Here is a 16975-nt window from a genome sequence, read left to right on the forward strand (position 1 = left end):
CGCCCCCCGCCGGTCATGGGTCTGATCTCCGGCCTCCTCGATCCCGACGTCGGCCAGTACCTCCTGCGTGAGGAGGGCGAGGTCGTCGTCGACGAGGTGCGCCACCACTGGGCGGCCTACGTCCGGGCGTCCCTCGAGTTCATCGCCGGGGCCATGGCGCTGGCCACCGTGCCGTTCGCGCGGGTCGAGATCGGCTGGCTGCCGATGGTGGTCTGGATGGGACTCTGGGCGCACGCTGCCTGGTTGGCGCTGACCCAGCACATGGATCGCTTCGTCATCACCAACATGCGCGTCTACCGCGTCAAGGGGGTGCTCGACCGACAGGCAGCGACGATGCCGCTCTCGCGGATCCTGGACATCACTGTCACCAAGCCGATCCTGGGCCGCATCTGCGGCTACGGACACTTCTGCTTCGAGTCCGCCGCCCAGGAGCAGGGGTTGCGCGACATCCGCTTCGTCAGTCGTCCCAACGAACGCGACCAGGCCATCCAGCGCGTGGTGCAGCGCGCCGGACTCCGGGGGCCACGAGCCTCCTGAGCGTCCCGCGCTCGGTGCGTACGCCCCGGGTCAGCGCCGGGGCGTGGTGGCGAGGGTCTGCCCGCTCACGGTCGACGCCCCGCTGCTGGCCAGGAACATGGCGATCGGGGCGACCTGCTCCACCGACACCTCGGCAGCCACCTTCGGGCGGGTCAGCAGCACGCCGCTGTCGGACATGTCGATCACCATCGGGGCCGTCCGCTGCTGGTTGGGCACGCTGACGCGTTGGGGGGCCAGCACGGCGTTGACGCGGCCCCCGAGCCGCGACCAGGCGCGACCGGCCTGGGCCGTCTGGGCCCGGAGCTCGCTCTCGGCGTCGGCAGGGGAGAGCGTGAGCTCGAACCACGCCAACGAGTGGTGGGTGTGGATCACGGCACCGCCGCCCGGCGCGGGGGAGGCGCACAGGCGGTGGCGCAGCTGCTGGGTCAGTCGACCGGGGCCGACGAAGCCGAGGCGTGCCGAGTGGCAGAGGAACTCGCGTTCGTGCTCGTCCATCGTGGCCGAGAGCCGTGCGCCGGCGGCGTTGACCAGGACGTCGAGCGGCCCGATGCGTTCGACGAACGAGGCGATGGCATCGGCGCTGGCCAGCTGCAGCTGGTGGTAGTCGAAGTCGGCCAGGTCCGCGTCGTACAACGACGGCAGGATCTTGGTGCCGGTGACGGAGACGCGCGCCCCCGCCGAATGGAAGGCTCGCGCCACGGCCAGGCCCAGGCCCCGGGTGCCCCCGGTCACCAGGACATGGCGGTCGGTGAAGTCAAAACCTACGTCGATCACAGTCGTCCCCCCATGGACTCACGCCACGACAGTTGCTCAGGCTGTCGGGCCCTGCTGTGCCCGCCGGCGGCAGTCGGCGGACTCCCGAAGTTCTACCACCGCCATCGGTGGTCCGGGAAGGGGGCGTACCACCTACCGACACTCCTGACCGTAAGTGACAGTGACGGGGCGCGGTGATCACCCGCGGGCGGCCGGAAGGGTGAAGCTGAAGTCGCTGCCCACCCCGTCCGGGCCGTCGCCCACACGCAACGATCCTCCGTGCCGGTCCACGATGCGTCCGCAGATCGACAACCCGAGGCCGGTGCCGTCATAACCGGGCCGGTCGATGCGGTAGAGGCTCTCGAAGATGTGGCGGCGGTGCTCCTCGGGCACTCCCAGCCCGTTGTCGACGACGTTGACGCGCACCCACTCGCCGGAGCTCGCGAGCCGGGTCGTGACGCGGACGTGCGGCACGGTGCCGGGTGCGACGTACTTGAACGCGTTGCCCAGTAGGTTGTCGAGCAGCTGGCGCACCAGCACGCGGTCGGCGCGCACGAGGTGAGGGGCCTGCACCTCCACCACCGGGGCGGGAGCGTCCGGGGCGGAGCGTCCGCTGTGGGCCGCGACGACCTGGTCGGTCTCCCGCGCGAGGTCGACGACGTCGAGGTTGAGCACGTGGCCACGCGCGACGGCGTAGTGGAGCAGGTCCTCGATGAGTCCACGCATCGACGCGGCGGCGCGCTGCACCTTGCGGACCATCGGCAGGCCCTCGGCCGAGGGGAGTGCCTCGGCGGCCAGCATCTCGCCCTCGAGCATCTCGCTCCACCCCTCCACGACGGCCAGGGGATTCTTCAGGTCGTGGGCGAGCTCGCCGGCAAAGGCCTGCAGAGCACTCGTCTGCTCGTGCTCGGTGGTCACGTCGGAGAAGGTGAGCAGCACCTGGGTGCCGGGTCGCCCCAGGCCGGAGACCCGGTGGGCGCTGAACCGCAGCACGCGGTCGCCGTGGGTGCTGTCTCCGGGCAGGAGCAGGTCCTCGTGCCACACCGTCCTGCCGCGCCACGCGGTCTCGTGGGGCAGGGAGTGCGGGCGGGAGTCGGCGCGGTCGGGAAGGCGCAGGCGGTCGAGGCCGAGATCGGCGACGACGGCGAACCGGGCGTCGTCGCCGTTGACGCTCGCGGAGCCCGTCAGGAGCCGACTCGCCGTGCGGTTGGCCAGCACGACGTGGCCGGCGTCGTCGACGAGCACGATGCCGTCGCTGGCGGCCGCGAGCACCCCGTCCAGCAGGTCGGCGCGCGCCTGCGCCTCCTGCTCGGTGGCGCGGAGCCGGGTGCTGATCAGGGCTAGCGTGATGACGGTGACGTAGAGCACCGCGAAGTAGCCCTGGGCCAGGAGGGCCGCCAGCAGGCGTGAGTCGACCGACGCGTAGATGCCCCGACCGGTCAGGGTGGCGCTGGTCGTCACCAGACCCACGGCGATGGCGTAGGAGCTGGCGGTCAGGGGGGAGAAGCGCACCGCCATCCAGGCAGCGGGCGCGAAGACGGCGAAGGTGATCGGCACCGAGGGGAAGAAGACGAGCGACACCACCAGCAGGGTGGCCGTGCCGCCCAGGACCAGGGCTGCCTCCGGGCGGCGACGGGCCTGCCGGGGCAGCCCGTAGGAGCGGCGGCGGCGATCCTCGTCGTTGCCGACCCGGCGCCCCAGGGCAGCCAGCAGGAGGACCCAGGTGCTGGTGACGATGAAGACCGCCGTCCAGGAGCGCACCCACCGCAGGGGCGCGGTCTCCCAGCGGGGTTCGTCGCCCAGCAGGGTCAGGATCACCGGGCTGCCGACGGCCTCCACCATGGCGGCCACGGCAGCGCCCACGGCCAGGGCCACGAAGGTGGCGAGGCTGCGTGCGGCGTCCCCCTCCAGTGGGGTGCGTACGCCCGGCACCGCGCTGTGGACGAGCACGCGCATCAGCCAGGCGGCCGCCAGCGTGAGGCAGGCCAGGGCAATGGCGTGACTCCAGGCGCCGCCAGCGGCGATCACGGTGGTGACGCACACGCCCGCCAGGGCGATCAGGTCGGTGGGCATGGAGCGGCGGTTGGCGCTGAGCAGCCAGATGGTCGCGACCCCGGCCGCGGGCCACACCAGGCTCGGCGCCGACCCGGGGAGCCGTGACCCCAGGGAGAGCCAGACACCCAGGAGGTAGAGCGAGCCGAAGCCCAGGGCACGCGCGGCCAGGTGCCAGGGGGAGGTGGGGGTCGTGAGGACGCTGGCGGCGTGGGTCAGGACTCTGGCGGGCAGGGTCACCTCTCCAGTATGGCGAAGCGGAGGAGTGTGCGAGGGCGAGCCGGCAAAGTCGCACCGGGGTGCGTGCCGTTGACCGGATCCGTGACAATGGGGGCCATGACGCAGCAGCCGTTCTCCCGTCCCGGTGCCATCGACCTCTCCGCGTTGAAGCGTCCCGCTCCGCCGGCGCCCACCTCTGCCTCCTCGGCCCCCGGCGCTGCAGCCGCGCCGGCCTCGTCGAGTGCCTATGCCGTGCACGCGGACGAGCAGAACTTCCAGTCGCTGCTCGAGGCGTCGATGACCGCCCCCGTGCTCCTGGTCTTCCACTCCGTCTCCCGCGTGCCGGAGAGCGGGCAGCTCGCGCGCGACATGGAGACGCTGGCCGACGAGTTCGAGGGACGGTTCCTGGTCGGTCTGGTCGACATCGACGCCGTGCCCGCGATCGCGCAGGCCATGCAGATCCCCTCGGTCCCGCTGGTCATCGCCGTGGTCGACGGGCGCCCCATGCCGCTCTTCCAGGAGGTCGCGCCCCTCGACCAGCTGCGCACGGCCCTGACCCAGGTCGTCCAGCAGCTGACCGCCCAGGGCATCACAGGTCGTCACCAGCCCCGGAGCGCTGCCCCGGAGGGCCATGAAGACGAGGGCCCTGCCGTGGACCCGAGGTACGCGGCCGCGCAGGACGCGCTGGCCGACGGCGACATCGAGCGAGCGGTCGCGGAGTACCAGCGCCTCGTCGACGCCAACCCGGCCGACGCCGAGGCAGCGGCCGGCCTGGTCATGGCGCAGCTCCTGCAGCGCACCCAGGGCGTCGACCTGCATGCAGCCCGGGCGGCCGCAGCCGCCGCCCCCGACGACATCGACGCCCAGGTCATGGTGGCCGACCTCGACATGCTGGGCGGCCACGTGGACGACGCGTTCGCCCGCCTCGTGGAGCTGGTGCGCCGCACCTCCGGGGACGACCGCAACCGTGTGCGTGACCACCTCGTGGGGTTGTTCGGCGCCGTCGGCAACGACGACCCGCGGGTGCTGCGCGGACGGCAGAACCTGGCCTCCGCCCTCTTCTGAGGAGAGCGTCCACCCGGGGCCACGGCCCCGGCATCGCCGATCAGCCGGTCGGGTCCACACCCAGGGCCGCGACGTGGTCCGCGACCACGGACGGCTCCACCTGCCCCCGGTCGTGGAGCAGGCCGAGGAGGTAGACCGCGAGGTCGTGGCTGCCGAAGACCGCGTCGGCCAGGATCGCCAGGTGCTTGAGGTGCTCGTCGGGGAGTGAGCCGAGGTCGAGCAGCCCGCGCACGAAGACTGCGTCTCCGTCGACGCCCTGCGAGGTGAACCGGCGCCGCGGCAGGGCCCTCGAGGCGCGGTTCGTCATCCGGACCGACTTCATGAAGAGCAGCTTGTGCAGGTCGAAGCCGAGGTTGCGCAGCTGGCGCATCTGCTCGTCGAGCAGCGGCTGGTCGCGGTAGATCGGGATCATCGCGACCTCGGAGATCACCGCGGCCGCCCCGGAGACCACCCGCTGGCCGTGGGCGAAGACCTCGCACTCGCCTCCCTGGATGTCGATCTTGAGCAGGTCGAAGTCGGGCAGCTCCGCGATGTCGTCGAGCCGGTGGGTCTCGACCTCGACGACCTCTCGCACCCGCGTCGCGCGGCGCCAGTGACCCAGCGCTGCGAAGGTCTCCTCGGCCGGTGCGAGCAGCGACGTGAAGCCGCTGGCCTCGGTCACGTGGAGCCGAGCCGTCCCGCCGGAGCCCAGCGCGTACGGCAGGTAGTGCGCGTGTGGACGTTGCATCGCCCGCAGCTCCTCGTAGGCCTCGGGGTGCGGCTCGAACGCCCAGAGCTCGCACCCGCCCATCCGGAGCAGGTCGTCGTAGGGGCTGACGTTGACCGGGTTGGCGCCGACGTCGACCACCCGCGTGCGGCGTCGGGGAGCCAGGCCGTCGATCAGCCGCTGCACCCGTCGGGGGTCAAAGGCGATCGGCGGCACGGGCGCCCCTCCTCACCGTTCGGTCCGTCCGGTCAGGTGCGCGCGGGCTGCCTCCAGTCGCGCGACCGGCACGCGGAAGGGGGAGCAGGAGACGTAGTCGAGGCCCACCTCGTCGAAGAAGTGGATCGAGTGCGGGTCGCCCCCGTGCTCTCCGCACACGCCGAGGTGGAGGTCGGGGTTGGCGGCGCGACCTCGCTCGACCGCGGTGCGCACGAGCTGGCCCACCCCCTCGACGTCGAGGGACTCGAAGGGTGACACGGAGAAGACGCCCTGCTCGATGTAGGTGGAGAAGAACGCGGCCTCCACGTCGTCACGGGAGAAGCCCCAGGTCATCTGGGTGAGGTCGTTGGTGCCGAACGAGAAGAACTCGGCCGACCGGGCGATCTCGTCGGCCGTCAGCGCCGCTCGCGGCAGCTCGATCATCGTGCCGACCTTGAAGTCGACCTCCCGGCCGAGCTCGGCCTGCACGTCGGCGGCCACCTGCTCGATCCGGCGACGCACCAGGTCGAGCTCACGCACGGAACCGACCAGCGGCACCATGATCTCGGGGCGGGGGTCGCCGCCGGCCCGCACGCGCGCCGCAGCCGCCTCGAGGATCGCGCGCGCCTGCATCTCGAAGAGACCGGGGATCGCGATGCCGAGCCTCACTCCTCGCAGGCCGAGCATCGGGTTCTGCTCGTGCAGCCGTTGGACGGCCTCGAGGAGCTTGCGCTCGCGCTTCTTGCGGTGGCCCTTCGTGTCGGCCAGTGCGAGGTTGACCGAGAGCTCGGTGATGTCGGGCAGGAACTCGTGCAACGGCGGGTCGATGAGCCGGATGGTGACCGGAAGGCCGTCCATGGCCTCCAGGATCTCCTCGAAGTCACCCCGCTGGGCGGGCAGGAGCGCCTCCAGCGCGGCGGCGCGACCGGCCTCGTCGTCCGCGACGATCAGGTCCTCGACGAGCTGGCGACGCTCTCCGAGGAACATGTGCTCGGTGCGGCAGAGTCCGATGCCCTGCGCGCCGAAGCGTCGGGCCCGTGCGGCGTCCTCGCCGGTGTCGGCGTTCGTCCGCACGTCCAGTCGCCGGTTCCGGTCGGCGTGCTCCACGATGCGGGCCGCGGCCTCGACCAGGGGGTCGTCGACCTCCTCGCCCTCGAAGTACCGCACGACGGCGGAGGGGGTGACCGGCACGGCGCCGGCGAAGACCTCACCGGTCGACCCGTCGATGGAGATGACGTCGCCCTCGCGCACCGTGGTGCCGCCGCGCACCACGAACTGTCCGTGCTTGGTGTCCACGTCCAGGGCCTCGGCCCCGCACACGCAGGTGCGGCCCATGCCCCGGGCCACCACGGCGGCATGCGAGGTCTTGCCGCCACGGCTGGTCAGGATGCCCCGCGCCACCACCATGCCGTGCAGGTCCTCGGGTGAGGTCTCCTTGCGCACCAGGATCACGTCCTCGCCGCGCTCGGCCCACTCCACGGCCGTACGCCAGTCGAAGACGGCGCGTCCGACGGCGGCGCCGGGGGAGGCGGCCATGCCGGTGGCGAGCAGGGTGCGGTCGGCCTCGGCGTCGAACCGGGGGAACATCAGTGACGCGAGCTGGGAGCCGGTCACGCGGCGTACGGCCTCGTCCATGTCGATCAGGCCCTCGTCGGCCATGTGGACCGCGATCCGGAACGCCGCCTCGGGGGTGCGCTTGCCCACGCGGGTCTGGAGCATCCAGAGCTTGCCGAGCTCGACGGTGAACTCGATGTCGCACATGTCGCGGTAGTGGCGCTCGAGGGTCGACATGATCTCCAGCAGCTCGGCGTGCGAGGCAGGGTCCACCTGTGCGAAGTCCTCGAGGGAGACGGTGTTGCGGATGCCCGCCACGACGTCCTCGCCCTGGGCGTTCTGGAGGTAGTCGCCGTAGACGCCCTGGTCACCGGTCGCGGGGTCTCGGGTGAAGGCCACCCCGGAGCCCGAGGTCATGCCGAAGTTGCCGAAGACCATCGCCTGCACGTTGACGGCCGTGCCGAGGTCCTCGGGGATGCGCTCCTGGCGGCGGTAGAGCACGGCGCGGTCGGTGTTCCAGGAGTCGAAGACGGCGCGCACGGCGCGGTCGAGCTGCTCACGGGGCGCCTGGGGGAACTCCTCGCCGGTCTCGTCGCGGATGATCCGCTGGAACGTCGCGACGAGCTCACGGAGGTCGTCGACGTCAAGGTCCAGGTCGGCCTGCGTCCCACGGCGCTCCTTGAGGTCGTCGAGCGCCTCGGCGAAGAGGTCGGAGTCCACCCCCATGACGGTGGAGCCGAACATCTGCACCAGGCGGCGGTAGGAGTCGTAGGCGAAGCGCGGGTCCTCGCTGCGCCGGGCGAGGCCGCGGACCGACGCGTCGTTGAGCCCCACGTTGAGGACGGTCTCCATCATCCCGGGCATCGAGAACTTGGCGCCCGACCGGACGCTGACCAGCAGCGGGTCGTCGGCGTCGCCGAGCCCGCGGCCCATCTTCCGCTCGAGGGCGCCGAGGTGGTCGTCGACCTCCGCGGCCAGCCCGTCGGGGTCACCGCCCTGCGCGAGGTAGGCCTGACAGGCACGGGTGGAGATCGTGAACCCCGGTGGCACCGGCAGCCCCAGTCGCGTCATCTCCGCCAGGTTGGCGCCCTTGCCGCCCAGGAGGTCCTTCTGGGCCTTGCTGCCGCTCTCGAAATCGCTCACCCACGTCATGGGCCCATACAACCCCATGGCGTCGGGATTCGGGGCGTGCGACGCCATCTCAGCCGCGAGCGTGGGTCAGCTGTCGGGGAGTGGTCGTCCCGACTCCGTGAAGAGGGGACCGCCCTCCAGGCTGGCCAGGGCCGCCTCCACCCTGCGTGCGGTGAAGTCGGCGCTGTGGGCGCGGATCTCCTCCAGGGTGCAGAAGCGCACCGCCCGGATCTCGCGCTCCTCCCGCACCATGCGGTCGAGCAGGCTGGCGTCGTGCACTCCGCCGTCGAAGACGAGGCACAGCGCGTCGTCCCAACCGCTCCAGGCGGGCAGCCAGTCGGTGAGCAGGAGCCGGTGCGCCGGGATGTGGACCGCCAGCTCCTCCTCGATCTCGCGGGTCACGCCCATCGCGGGAGACTCGCCGACCTCGATGACCCCGCCGGGCAGGTCCCAGTCCGGCTTGTAGGTCAGCTCGCACATCAGCACCCGCCCGGCCCGGTCACGCACGAGCATCTGACCGATGGCCCGCTTGCGGGGCAGGAACGAGTTCAGCAGGGCCCGGAAGCCTCCGGGCGCGGAGAGCGGCAGGTCGGTGGCCAGACGTGCGTGCACGACCAGGTCGCGGTGGGTGCCCTCGATGACGTTGCCGCCGCGCATCACGCCCTCGCGGCGCAGCCCGGCCCAGGTCGCGACCCGCAGCGCCACCTCGTCATCGGGGTCGATCCAGGCCTCGACGCGCCCGTGCTCCTCCAACCCGCGTGCCACGAGTGCGGCCACGCGGCTGGCGGTCTCCCGCAGGTCGCCGCGGCTCCAGTCGGTGCGCCAGTGAAGCAGGGCGACGCCGTCGCGGAGCGTGGAGAGGTCGGGTCGAGGCGGCACGCCGTCACCCTAGCCAGCGCACGATGACGCCCCGCGTCACCCGATCGACTTGGCGGCCAGCTTGGCCTCGAGGGCGGTCTCCTTGGCGAGGTGGCGGGCCTGCCGCCTGGCGTCCCGGCTGGCTCGACGGGCACGCCAGGCCAGGCCGGGGCGGCCCTCGGTGTCGAGGGCGGCGAGGAGCAGGCCTCCGACGAGGCTGGCGTTGCGGGTGGCCTCGGTGACCTTGCGCCGGGAGGCGTCCGGGTCGCCGGAGGCGGTGGTCGCCAATGCCGTCGGCAGCAGGGCGGCGGCGAGCAGTGCCGCGGACGTACGCGGTGCCTTGCCGAGGGCGAGGGCGCCAGCCGCAGCGACCTGGACACCCGCCAGCGCCCGGGCGGCGGTGGCCGGGTCCTGGGGCACGGGGATGCCGCGCGCGCGGGCGGCTGGTCCGACCTTGTCCAACCAGGGGCGGAGCTCCTCGGCGGCGGCGCCGGGCTCGCGCAGCACCTGGGTGCCGGAGGTGATGAAGCCGCTGCTGAGCAGCGGGCGGGCGATGCGTCGTGTCAGGGCCATGACTGCTGGTTACCGCAGGGCCCGGGGTGGTGAAACCTCGTCCGCGTCCGGGGGTCGCCGTCGCGCCGCTCCCACGCCGCTAGGCTCGCGCCGTCACGGTCGGCTCGGTCGGCCACGCCACGAGAGCTGCAGGAGTTGTGTCATGGGTGAGTTCGTCAGTCTCCAGGTCACCGACGGCGTCGGCACCATCCGGGTCGACCGGCCCAAGATGAACGCCCTCAACCGTCAGGTCCAGGAGGAGATCCGCGCGGCTGCGACCGAGGCGACCGAGCGTGACGACGTGAAGGCCGTCGTCGTCTGGGGTGGCGAGCGTGTCTTCGCCGCCGGCGCCGACGTCAAGGAGATGGCCGAGATGTCGCACGCCGACATGGTCAAGCGCTCCGCCGGCCTCCAGTCGGCCTTCTCCGCGGTCGCCCGCATCCCCAAGCCGGTCGTCGCGGCGGTCAACGGGTACGCGCTGGGTGGCGGTTGCGAGCTGGCGCTCTGCGCCGACGTGCGCTTCGCCGCTGAGAACGCCGTCTTCGGCCAGCCCGAGATCCTGCTCGGCATCATCCCCGGCGCCGGCGGCACGCAGCGCCTCACCCGGTTGGTCGGTCCGGCGAAGGCCAAGGAGCTCATCTTCTCGGGGCGCTTCGTCAAGGCCGAGGAGGCGTTGGCCATCGGTCTGGCCGACCGGGTCGTGCCGGCCGAGGAGGTCTACCCCCAGGCGGTGGCCTGGGCCTCGCAGTTCGTGAAGGGGGCCACGCTCGCGCTCAGGGCCGCCAAGGAGGCGGTCGACCGGGGCATCGAGACCGATCTCGAGACCGGGCTGGAGATCGAGCGTCAGCAGTTCGCCGCACTCTTCGCCACCCAGGACCGGTCGCTGGGCATGGACTCCTTCGTCGAGCACGGGCCGGGCAAGGCCGACTTCGTCGGTCACTGAGCTCGGTCACTGAGGTCGGTCACTGAGATGGGCGCTGTCAGCGGGCGGCTGCGCGGTCTGCGCCGAGGGCTGGCCCACGCGGTCTGGGCTCTCGCCGTCCTGGGGGCCCTGGGTCTGGCGGGCGCCGCGCTGCTGGTCGCGCTCCGGGTGGACCCGCAGTCGGTGTGGGGGTGGTGGCTCGAGGCAGCTGACCTCGTGACGCCGGGCTGGTTCGCCCGCCCCGAGGGCTCCGGGGTGGCGGGTGCCGCGGTGCGGGACACCGTCCTGCGGTGGGGGAGCGCGGCGGGCGTCCTGCTGGCAGCGGGGGCCGTGCTGCAGTGGGTCATCAGACCCAGTCGATGAGGCTGGGCGGCCGCGGGGCAGTGGAAGTATCTGCGTCGATTTGGGGGCCGGTCTTCCTCGGACGGCGGTCTGTGACTACAGTCACCCTGACGTTACGCACCGGTAATAAGTTCCGGTGCTCATGATCGACAGTTCCTTGGGAGGGACTTTGATGCGCATCACCCCCATCCGCCGGGCCCTGGCGGCCGGCGCCTCGGTGGCCGTCGCCGCCGCGGGCATGGCTGCCCTGGCGCCGTCGGCGACCGCGGCTCCCACGAGCCTGCTGTTCAACTGCTCCGCCTCGATCCTGTCCGACCAGGAGTTCAGCTTCGACGCTGAAGTCACCGTTCCTGCCACTGCTGTCCAGGGCGAGGCGCTGAACCTCTCGTTCGACGGCACTGTCACCGCGCCCAACACGGTTCGCCAGTCGGCCTACTACCTGCTGAACGGCCGGGAGATCGGCGGCACGGCCGCGATCGACGCCAAGCTGGGCGAGCAGGCCTTCGCGATGACCGCCGACGTCGAGAACACTGTCATCCCGGATGGGGTCGTCCCCACCCCGCTGGTGCTCAACGCCACCGGCGCCGGCACGGTTACGCCGGCCACCCTCGGGGCCCAGACCCTGACGATCGCCGGTTTCGTCGGTGATCTCCAGATGAAGAAGTCCGACGGCACCACGGGTCCCGTCGAAGTCACGTGCGATGCCAAGGATGCCGCCGCCGCTGTGGCCACGATCGAGGTCGTCGCCCCGGAGCCGGAGCCGACCCCGACCCCGACCCCGACCCCGACCCCGACCGAGACTCCGGCTCCGACCGAGACCCCGGCTCCGACCGAGACCCCGGCTCCGACCGAGACGCCCACCACGGAGCCGACCCCGGCGCCCGCGACGCTGGCCTTCAACTGCTCGGCCTCGATCCTGCAGAACCAGGAGTTCCTGCTCGACCTCGAGGTCGAAGCTCCCGCCACCGCTGAGCAGGGCAGCAACGTCGCGGTCGCCTTCACCGGCCTCGTGACGGTCCCCGACTCCGTGCGCGCCACCGCGTACGCCGTCCTCGGCGCCCGCCAGCTTTCGGGCACCGCTGCCGTCGCAGGCAAGTTCGGCTCTGACGTCGTGACCCTGGACGGCGAGCTCCCGCTCACCGACATCCCGGCCGCGACCGGCTCGATGACCGTCCCGGTCTCCGGCTCGGGCAACCTCGTCGCCTCGACGCTGGGTCAGCAGGACCTGACCGTCTCCGGCTTCACCGCCCCCCTGACCCTCGTCAAGGAGGACGGCACGACCGCTCCGGTCAACGTCGACTGCGTTGCCTCTGACGCCACCGCCGTCGTCGCCTCGGTCGAGGTCGTCAAGGCCGCCAAGGTCGCCAAGAAGGCCACCAAGGCCACGGCCAAGGTCAAGGTCTTCAAGAAGGCCAAGCGCGCCAAGGCCACCGTCAAGGTCGTCCAGAAGGGCAAGAAGAAGGCCGCCAAGGGCAAGGTGACCGTCGTCCTCAAGAAGGGCAAGAAGGTCGTCGCCAAGCGCACGGTCAAGCTCAACAAGAAGGGCGTGAAGGTCCTCACCTTCAAGAAGCTCAAGAAGGGCAAGTACACGCTGAAGGTGACCTACAAGGGCACCAAGAAGCTGAAGAAGTCGAAGGCCACCAAGAAGTTCAAGGTCTGACGCTCGCCCCAGGAAACCCTCCCCGCTGCGGCGGGGAGGGGTTCCCTCATTTTGGGGAGTCCGCTTTTCGAGACCCTCGGGGCGCAGCTGGGGCGTTGTGGCTACGGTCACATCAGCGTTACGCAGGGGTAACCTACGGAGGCGTAGCGCAGATTCCTAGGGAGGGAAACCCACATGCGTTCAATCACCAGCCGTTCGGTGGCAGCCGTCGCCGCCGTGGCGATGAGCACCGCCGGCCTCATCGGCCTCGCGTCCGCGGCGCAGGCTGCGCCCGTGTCGCTCAAGTTCAACTGCTCGGCCTCGATCCTGACCAACCAGGAGTTCAGCTTCGACGCTGACATCATCGTGCCCGACGAGGTCGAGGTCGGCGAGTCGGTCGACCTGTCCTTCACCGGCAGCGTCACTGCCCCCGACACCGTTCGTGGCGCGGCCTACGCGTTCCTCGGGTACCGCCAGATCGGTGGTACGGCGGACATCGCCGCGACCATCGGTGCTGACGCCGTGGAGCTCACCGCCGACGTGCCCACCGCGCCGATCCCCAGCACCAGCAACACTCCGTTGGTGCTGCCCGCGACCGGTGGTGGCTCCTGGACCGCCAGCGCCGCTGGTGCCCAGGACGTCAAGATCTCGGGCTTCACCGGTTCGCTGACCGGCGTCAAGGAGGACGGCAGCACCGCTGCCATCGCCGTGACCTGCACCGCGAAGGCCCCTGACACCGTGGTCGCCACGGTCAACGTCGTCGACGTCCCGACCGAGGAGCCGACCGAGGAGCCGACCGAGGAGCCGACCGAGGAGCCGACCGAGGAGCCGACCGAGGAGCCGACCGAGGAGCCCACCGAGGAGCCCACCGAGGAGCCCACCGCCGAGCCGACCCCGACGCAGCAGCCGTCGCCGACCACGTCGCCGACCCCGCCGCCCGCCACGACCAACCCCGACCCGATCAAGGCCGTCGTGGGCGTGATCATCGGCCTGCTCAAGAAGCTGGCGTGCAAGATCTTCAAGTGCTGACCAGCTGAATGAACCTCGCTCGGCGAGCAGGCTGGACCTGACTCGCTGGCGATGTGAGAGACCCCACCGTGGACCCCCGTTCCGCGGTGGGGTCTCTCGGTTGTAACCTCGCGAACACATCCGAGTGCACAGGAGGAGCCTTCGGGCACACCGCCATGAACATTGTTGTCTGCGTGAAGTACGTCCCCGACGCCACTGCCGACCGGCAGTTCGAGTCGGACAACACGGTCGACCGCGTTGGCGTCGACGGTCTGCTGTCAGAGCTCGACGAGTACGCCGTGGAACAGGCTCTCCAGCTGAAGGAGAAGCGTGACGGCGAGGAGATCACCGTGACCGCGCTGTGCGTGGGTCCGGAGAAGGGAGTCGACGCCGTACGCAAGGCGCTCCAGATGGGTGCCGACAAGGGCGTCCACGTGGTTGACGACGCGATCGCCGGCTCCGACTCCGTCGCCACCTCGCTGGTGCTGGCCAAGGCCGTCGAGAAGCTGGGCCCCGTCGACCTCGTCGTCACCGGCATGGCTTCCACCGACGGCGCCATGGGCGTGCTGCCGGCGATGCTCGCCGAGCGCCTCGGTCTGCCGCAGGTGACCCTCGCCTCCGTCGTGGAGAGCCAGGGCGACCAGGTGCGCATCAAGCGCGACGGCGACAACGCCACCGAGGTCATCGGCGCGACCATGCCGATCGTCCTCTCGGTCACCGACCAGTCGGGCGAGGCCCGCTACCCGTCCTTCAAGGGCATCATGGCGGCCAAGAAGAAGCCGCTGGAGACCTTCTCGCTGGGCGACCTCGGCGTCGACGCCGGCCAGGTCGGTCTCGGTGCCGCGTGGACGGCCGTCGAGGAGACCGCCGCCCGCCCGCCGCGCACGGCCGGCGAGATCGTCAAGGACGAGGACGGGTCGGGCGCCACGGCGCTGGTCGACTTCCTCGCCTCGAAGAAGTTCATCTGAGGAGCGTGTGAGCAATGTCTGAAGTTCTCGTTCTCGTCGACCACGTCGACGGTGCGGTCAAGAAGCCGACCTACGAGCTGCTCGCCATCGCCGCGCGCCTGGGTGAGCCGTCCGCGGTCTTCATCGGTGCCGCCGCGCAGGGCGACGCCGTCGCCGAGGCCGTCAAGGGTTACGGCGCCGAGAAGGTCTACGTCGTCGACGACGCGCAGATCAAGGGCTACCTGGTCGCCCCCAAGGCCGAGGCCCTGCAGCAGCTGGTCGAGAAGACCAGCCCCGCAGCCGTCCTCATCCCCTCCACCTCGGAGGGTAAGGAGGTCGCCGGTCGTCTCGCGATCAAGACCTCCTCGGGTCTGATCACCGACGCCATCGACGTCCAGGAGGGGCCGGTCACCACCCAGTCGGTCTTCGCCGGCAACTACACCGTGACCGCCAAGGTCACCCAGGGCACCCCGATCATCACGGTGAAGCCCAACTCGGCCGCTCCGGTCGAGAAGGCCGGCGCCGGCGCCGTCGAGGCGTTCGACGCCGTCATCTCCGACGCCGCCAAGACCGCCCAGATCGTCGCCTCGCAGCCGCGTCAGTCGACCGGTCGCCCCGAGCTCACCGAGGCCGCGATCGTGGTCTCCGGTGGTCGTGGCACCGGTGGCAACTTCGAGCCGGTGGAGAACTTCGCCGACTCGCTCGGCGCTGCGGTCGGCGCCTCGCGTGCCGCCGTCGACTCCGGCTGGAAGCCGCACACCTTCCAGGTCGGCCAGACCGGCAAGACCGTGTCGCCGCAGCTCTACGTGGCGGCGGGCATCTCCGGTGCCATCCAGCACCGTGCCGGCATGCAGACCTCGAAGACGATCGTCGCGGTCAACAAGGACGAGGAGGCGCCCCTCTTCGAGCTCGTCGACTTCGGTGTCGTGGGTGACCTGCACACGGTCCTCCCGGCGGCCACCGAGGCGATCACCGCTCGCAAGGGCTGATCTCCACGCTCGTCCCAGGACCCCGCCACCCGCTCGGGTGGCGGGGTCCTGTGCTCCCCTAGGCTGGGCGCCATGAGCACGTCCGCCTTCACCGCTGTTGCCCAGCGCGCGCGTCGCGCCAGCTTCGACCTGGCGCTGGCCACCCGGGCCACGAAGGACGCGGCACTCCACGCCATGGCCGAGGCCCTGCTGGAGCGGTCGCAGGAGATCCTGACGGCCAACGCCGTCGACCTCGACCGAGCGCGGTCGGCGGCCACTCCCGCCAACATCATCGACCGCCTGCGACTCGACGACGCCCGGCTCCACGCGATGGCCCAGGGGCTCCGCGACGTCGCCGGCCTGCCCGACCCGGTGGGTGAGGTGCTGCGCGGCTCCACCCTGGCCAACGGCCTCGAGCTGCGTCAGGTCCGGGTGCCGTTCGGGGTGGTCGGCATGATCTACGAGGCTCGTCCCAACGTGACCGCCGACGCGGCGGGCATCTGCCTGAAGTCGGGCAACGCGGTGCTCCTGCGTGGTTCCTCCAGCGCCCGCGACTCCAACGCCGCGATCGTCGCGGTGCTCCGCGACGCGGTGGCCACGGCGGGCCTGCCGGCCGACGTGGTGCAGCTCGTGCCGGGGGAGACCCACGAGAGCGTCAAGGAGCTGATGCGCGCCCGCGGCCTGGTCGACGTGCTGATCCCGCGCGGTGGTGCCGGGCTGATCCGCTCGGTCGTCGAGGAGTCGACCGTGCCCGTCATCGAGACCGGGGTGGGCAACTGCCACGTCTACGTCGACTCCGCTGCCGACCTCGACAAGGCGCTCGCCGTGGTGCTCAACTCCAAGACCCACCGCAACAGCGTGTGCAACGCCGCCGAGTCGCTGCTGGTGCACTCCGAGGTCGCGGGGCAGTTCCTGCCGCGGGTGGTGGAGGCCCTGCAGGGCGCAGGCGTGACGATCCACGGCGACGAGACGTTCGCCAACTTCGACGGCGTCGTCACTGCCACCGAGGAGGACTACCGGGTCGAGTACCTGGCCGCCGACATCGCGGCACGGGTGGTCGGCTCCCTCGAGGAGGCGGTCGAGCACATCCGCACCTTCTCGAGCGGTCACACCGACGCGATCGTGACCGAGGACCTCGGCGCGGCCCGGCGCTTCACCGCCATGGTCGACTCCGCGGCCGTCATGGTCAACGCCTCCACGCGCTTCACCGACGGCGGGGAGTTCGGCTTCGGTGCAGAGATCGGCATCAGCACGCAGAAGCTGCACGCTCGCGGTCCGATGGGCCTGCCCGAGATGACCTCGAGCAAGTACGTCGTCACCGGTGACGGGCACGTCCGCTGACCGTCCGGGCCTACCGGTAGGATCCCTGCCATGTCGCTGAACGAGATCATCCTTGCCGCGTCGGAAGAGCCCGAGGTCTGGGCCGGTGCGAACCCCTGGGTCGTCGGCATCGTCGTGCTGGCCTTCTTCCTCGCTGCCCTGGGCGCCCTGGTGGCCTTCGGCAACGGGCGCGAGCACAGCTGAGTC

The 16975-nt window shown here is 71.2% G+C and carries 16 protein-coding genes; 10 read left to right on the forward strand and 6 right to left on the reverse strand.

Annotation, left to right across the window (positions count from 1 at the left end):
* Positions 1-15: 15 nt before the first annotated feature.
* The gene (locus tag IEQ44_RS03165) at positions 16-537 is read left to right on the forward strand and encodes a PH domain-containing protein (RefSeq protein WP_193636960.1); all 522 of its coding nucleotides are present in this window, start codon (positions 16-18) and stop codon (positions 535-537) included.
* 30 nt (positions 538-567) lie between these two features.
* On the opposite strand, the gene IEQ44_RS03170 is transcribed toward IEQ44_RS03165, so the two are convergent.
* Entirely contained in the window at positions 568-1311 is a 744-nt protein-coding gene (locus IEQ44_RS03170) for an SDR family NAD(P)-dependent oxidoreductase (protein WP_193636961.1), read from the reverse strand.
* A gap of 177 nt (positions 1312-1488) precedes the next feature.
* Positions 1489-3582 carry a sensor histidine kinase gene (locus IEQ44_RS03175; RefSeq protein WP_193636962.1) on the reverse strand — a complete coding sequence of 698 codons (2094 nt, stop codon included), beginning with the start codon at positions 3580-3582 and terminating at the stop codon, positions 1489-1491.
* A 96-nt stretch (positions 3583-3678) separates the two neighbouring features.
* On the opposite strand from IEQ44_RS03175, the gene IEQ44_RS03180 reads away from it, so the two are divergent.
* Positions 3679-4626, forward strand: coding sequence for a co-chaperone YbbN (locus IEQ44_RS03180; RefSeq protein WP_193636963.1), 948 nt, complete (start codon positions 3679-3681; stop codon positions 4624-4626).
* Between the two features lie 40 nt (positions 4627-4666).
* On the opposite strand, the gene IEQ44_RS03185 is transcribed toward IEQ44_RS03180, so the two are convergent.
* From IEQ44_RS03185 to IEQ44_RS03200, 4 genes are all read right to left on the reverse strand, one after another.
* Complete coding sequence (locus IEQ44_RS03185) at positions 4667-5548, reverse strand: FkbM family methyltransferase (protein ID WP_193636964.1); 882 nt, start codon at positions 5546-5548, stop codon at positions 4667-4669.
* Positions 5549-5560: 12 nt separating this feature from the next.
* Positions 5561-8233: a pyruvate, phosphate dikinase gene (gene ppdK / locus IEQ44_RS03190; protein ID WP_193636965.1), complete on the reverse strand. Its 2673-nt coding sequence runs from the start codon at positions 8231-8233 to the stop codon at positions 5561-5563.
* A gap of 66 nt (positions 8234-8299) precedes the next feature.
* Complete coding sequence (locus IEQ44_RS03195) at positions 8300-9091, reverse strand: NUDIX hydrolase (protein ID WP_319804465.1); 792 nt, start codon at positions 9089-9091, stop codon at positions 8300-8302.
* 36 nt (positions 9092-9127) lie between these two features.
* The gene (locus IEQ44_RS03200) at positions 9128-9643 is read right to left on the reverse strand and encodes a DoxX family membrane protein (protein WP_193636966.1); all 516 of its coding nucleotides are present in this window, start codon (positions 9641-9643) and stop codon (positions 9128-9130) included.
* A gap of 142 nt (positions 9644-9785) precedes the next feature.
* Between IEQ44_RS03200 and IEQ44_RS03205 the strand changes: the two genes are divergently transcribed.
* From IEQ44_RS03205 to IEQ44_RS03240, 8 genes are all read left to right on the forward strand, one after another.
* The gene (locus IEQ44_RS03205; RefSeq protein WP_193636967.1) at positions 9786-10565 is read left to right on the forward strand and encodes an enoyl-CoA hydratase/isomerase family protein; all 780 of its coding nucleotides are present in this window, start codon (positions 9786-9788) and stop codon (positions 10563-10565) included.
* A 27-nt stretch (positions 10566-10592) separates the two neighbouring features.
* A complete protein-coding gene (locus IEQ44_RS03210) occupies positions 10593-10907 on the forward strand; it encodes a hypothetical protein (protein WP_193636968.1) in 315 nt (104 codons plus the stop codon).
* A gap of 151 nt (positions 10908-11058) precedes the next feature.
* Positions 11059-12546: a DUF6801 domain-containing protein gene (locus IEQ44_RS03215; protein ID WP_193636969.1), complete on the forward strand. Its 1488-nt coding sequence runs from the start codon at positions 11059-11061 to the stop codon at positions 12544-12546.
* Positions 12547-12720: 174 nt separating this feature from the next.
* Complete coding sequence (locus tag IEQ44_RS03220; RefSeq protein ID WP_193636970.1) at positions 12721-13554, forward strand: DUF6801 domain-containing protein; 834 nt, start codon at positions 12721-12723, stop codon at positions 13552-13554.
* A 173-nt stretch (positions 13555-13727) separates the two neighbouring features.
* Complete coding sequence (locus tag IEQ44_RS03225) at positions 13728-14501, forward strand: electron transfer flavoprotein subunit beta/FixA family protein (RefSeq protein WP_438861835.1); 774 nt, start codon at positions 13728-13730, stop codon at positions 14499-14501.
* 14 nt (positions 14502-14515) lie between these two features.
* On the forward strand, positions 14516-15469 hold the full coding sequence (locus IEQ44_RS03230) for an electron transfer flavoprotein subunit alpha/FixB family protein (protein WP_193636972.1): 954 nt from the start codon (positions 14516-14518) through the stop codon (positions 15467-15469).
* Positions 15470-15541: 72 nt separating this feature from the next.
* Complete coding sequence (locus IEQ44_RS03235) at positions 15542-16789, forward strand: glutamate-5-semialdehyde dehydrogenase (protein WP_193636973.1); 1248 nt, start codon at positions 15542-15544, stop codon at positions 16787-16789.
* Positions 16790-16819: 30 nt separating this feature from the next.
* Complete coding sequence (locus IEQ44_RS03240; protein ID WP_193636974.1) at positions 16820-16972, forward strand: hypothetical protein; 153 nt, start codon at positions 16820-16822, stop codon at positions 16970-16972.
* Positions 16973-16975: the final 3 nt, after the last annotated feature.

Source organism: Nocardioides malaquae, from assembly GCF_015070385.1.
In the GTDB taxonomy this organism is placed as follows: Bacteria; Actinomycetota; Actinomycetes; order Propionibacteriales; family Nocardioidaceae; genus Nocardioides; species Nocardioides malaquae.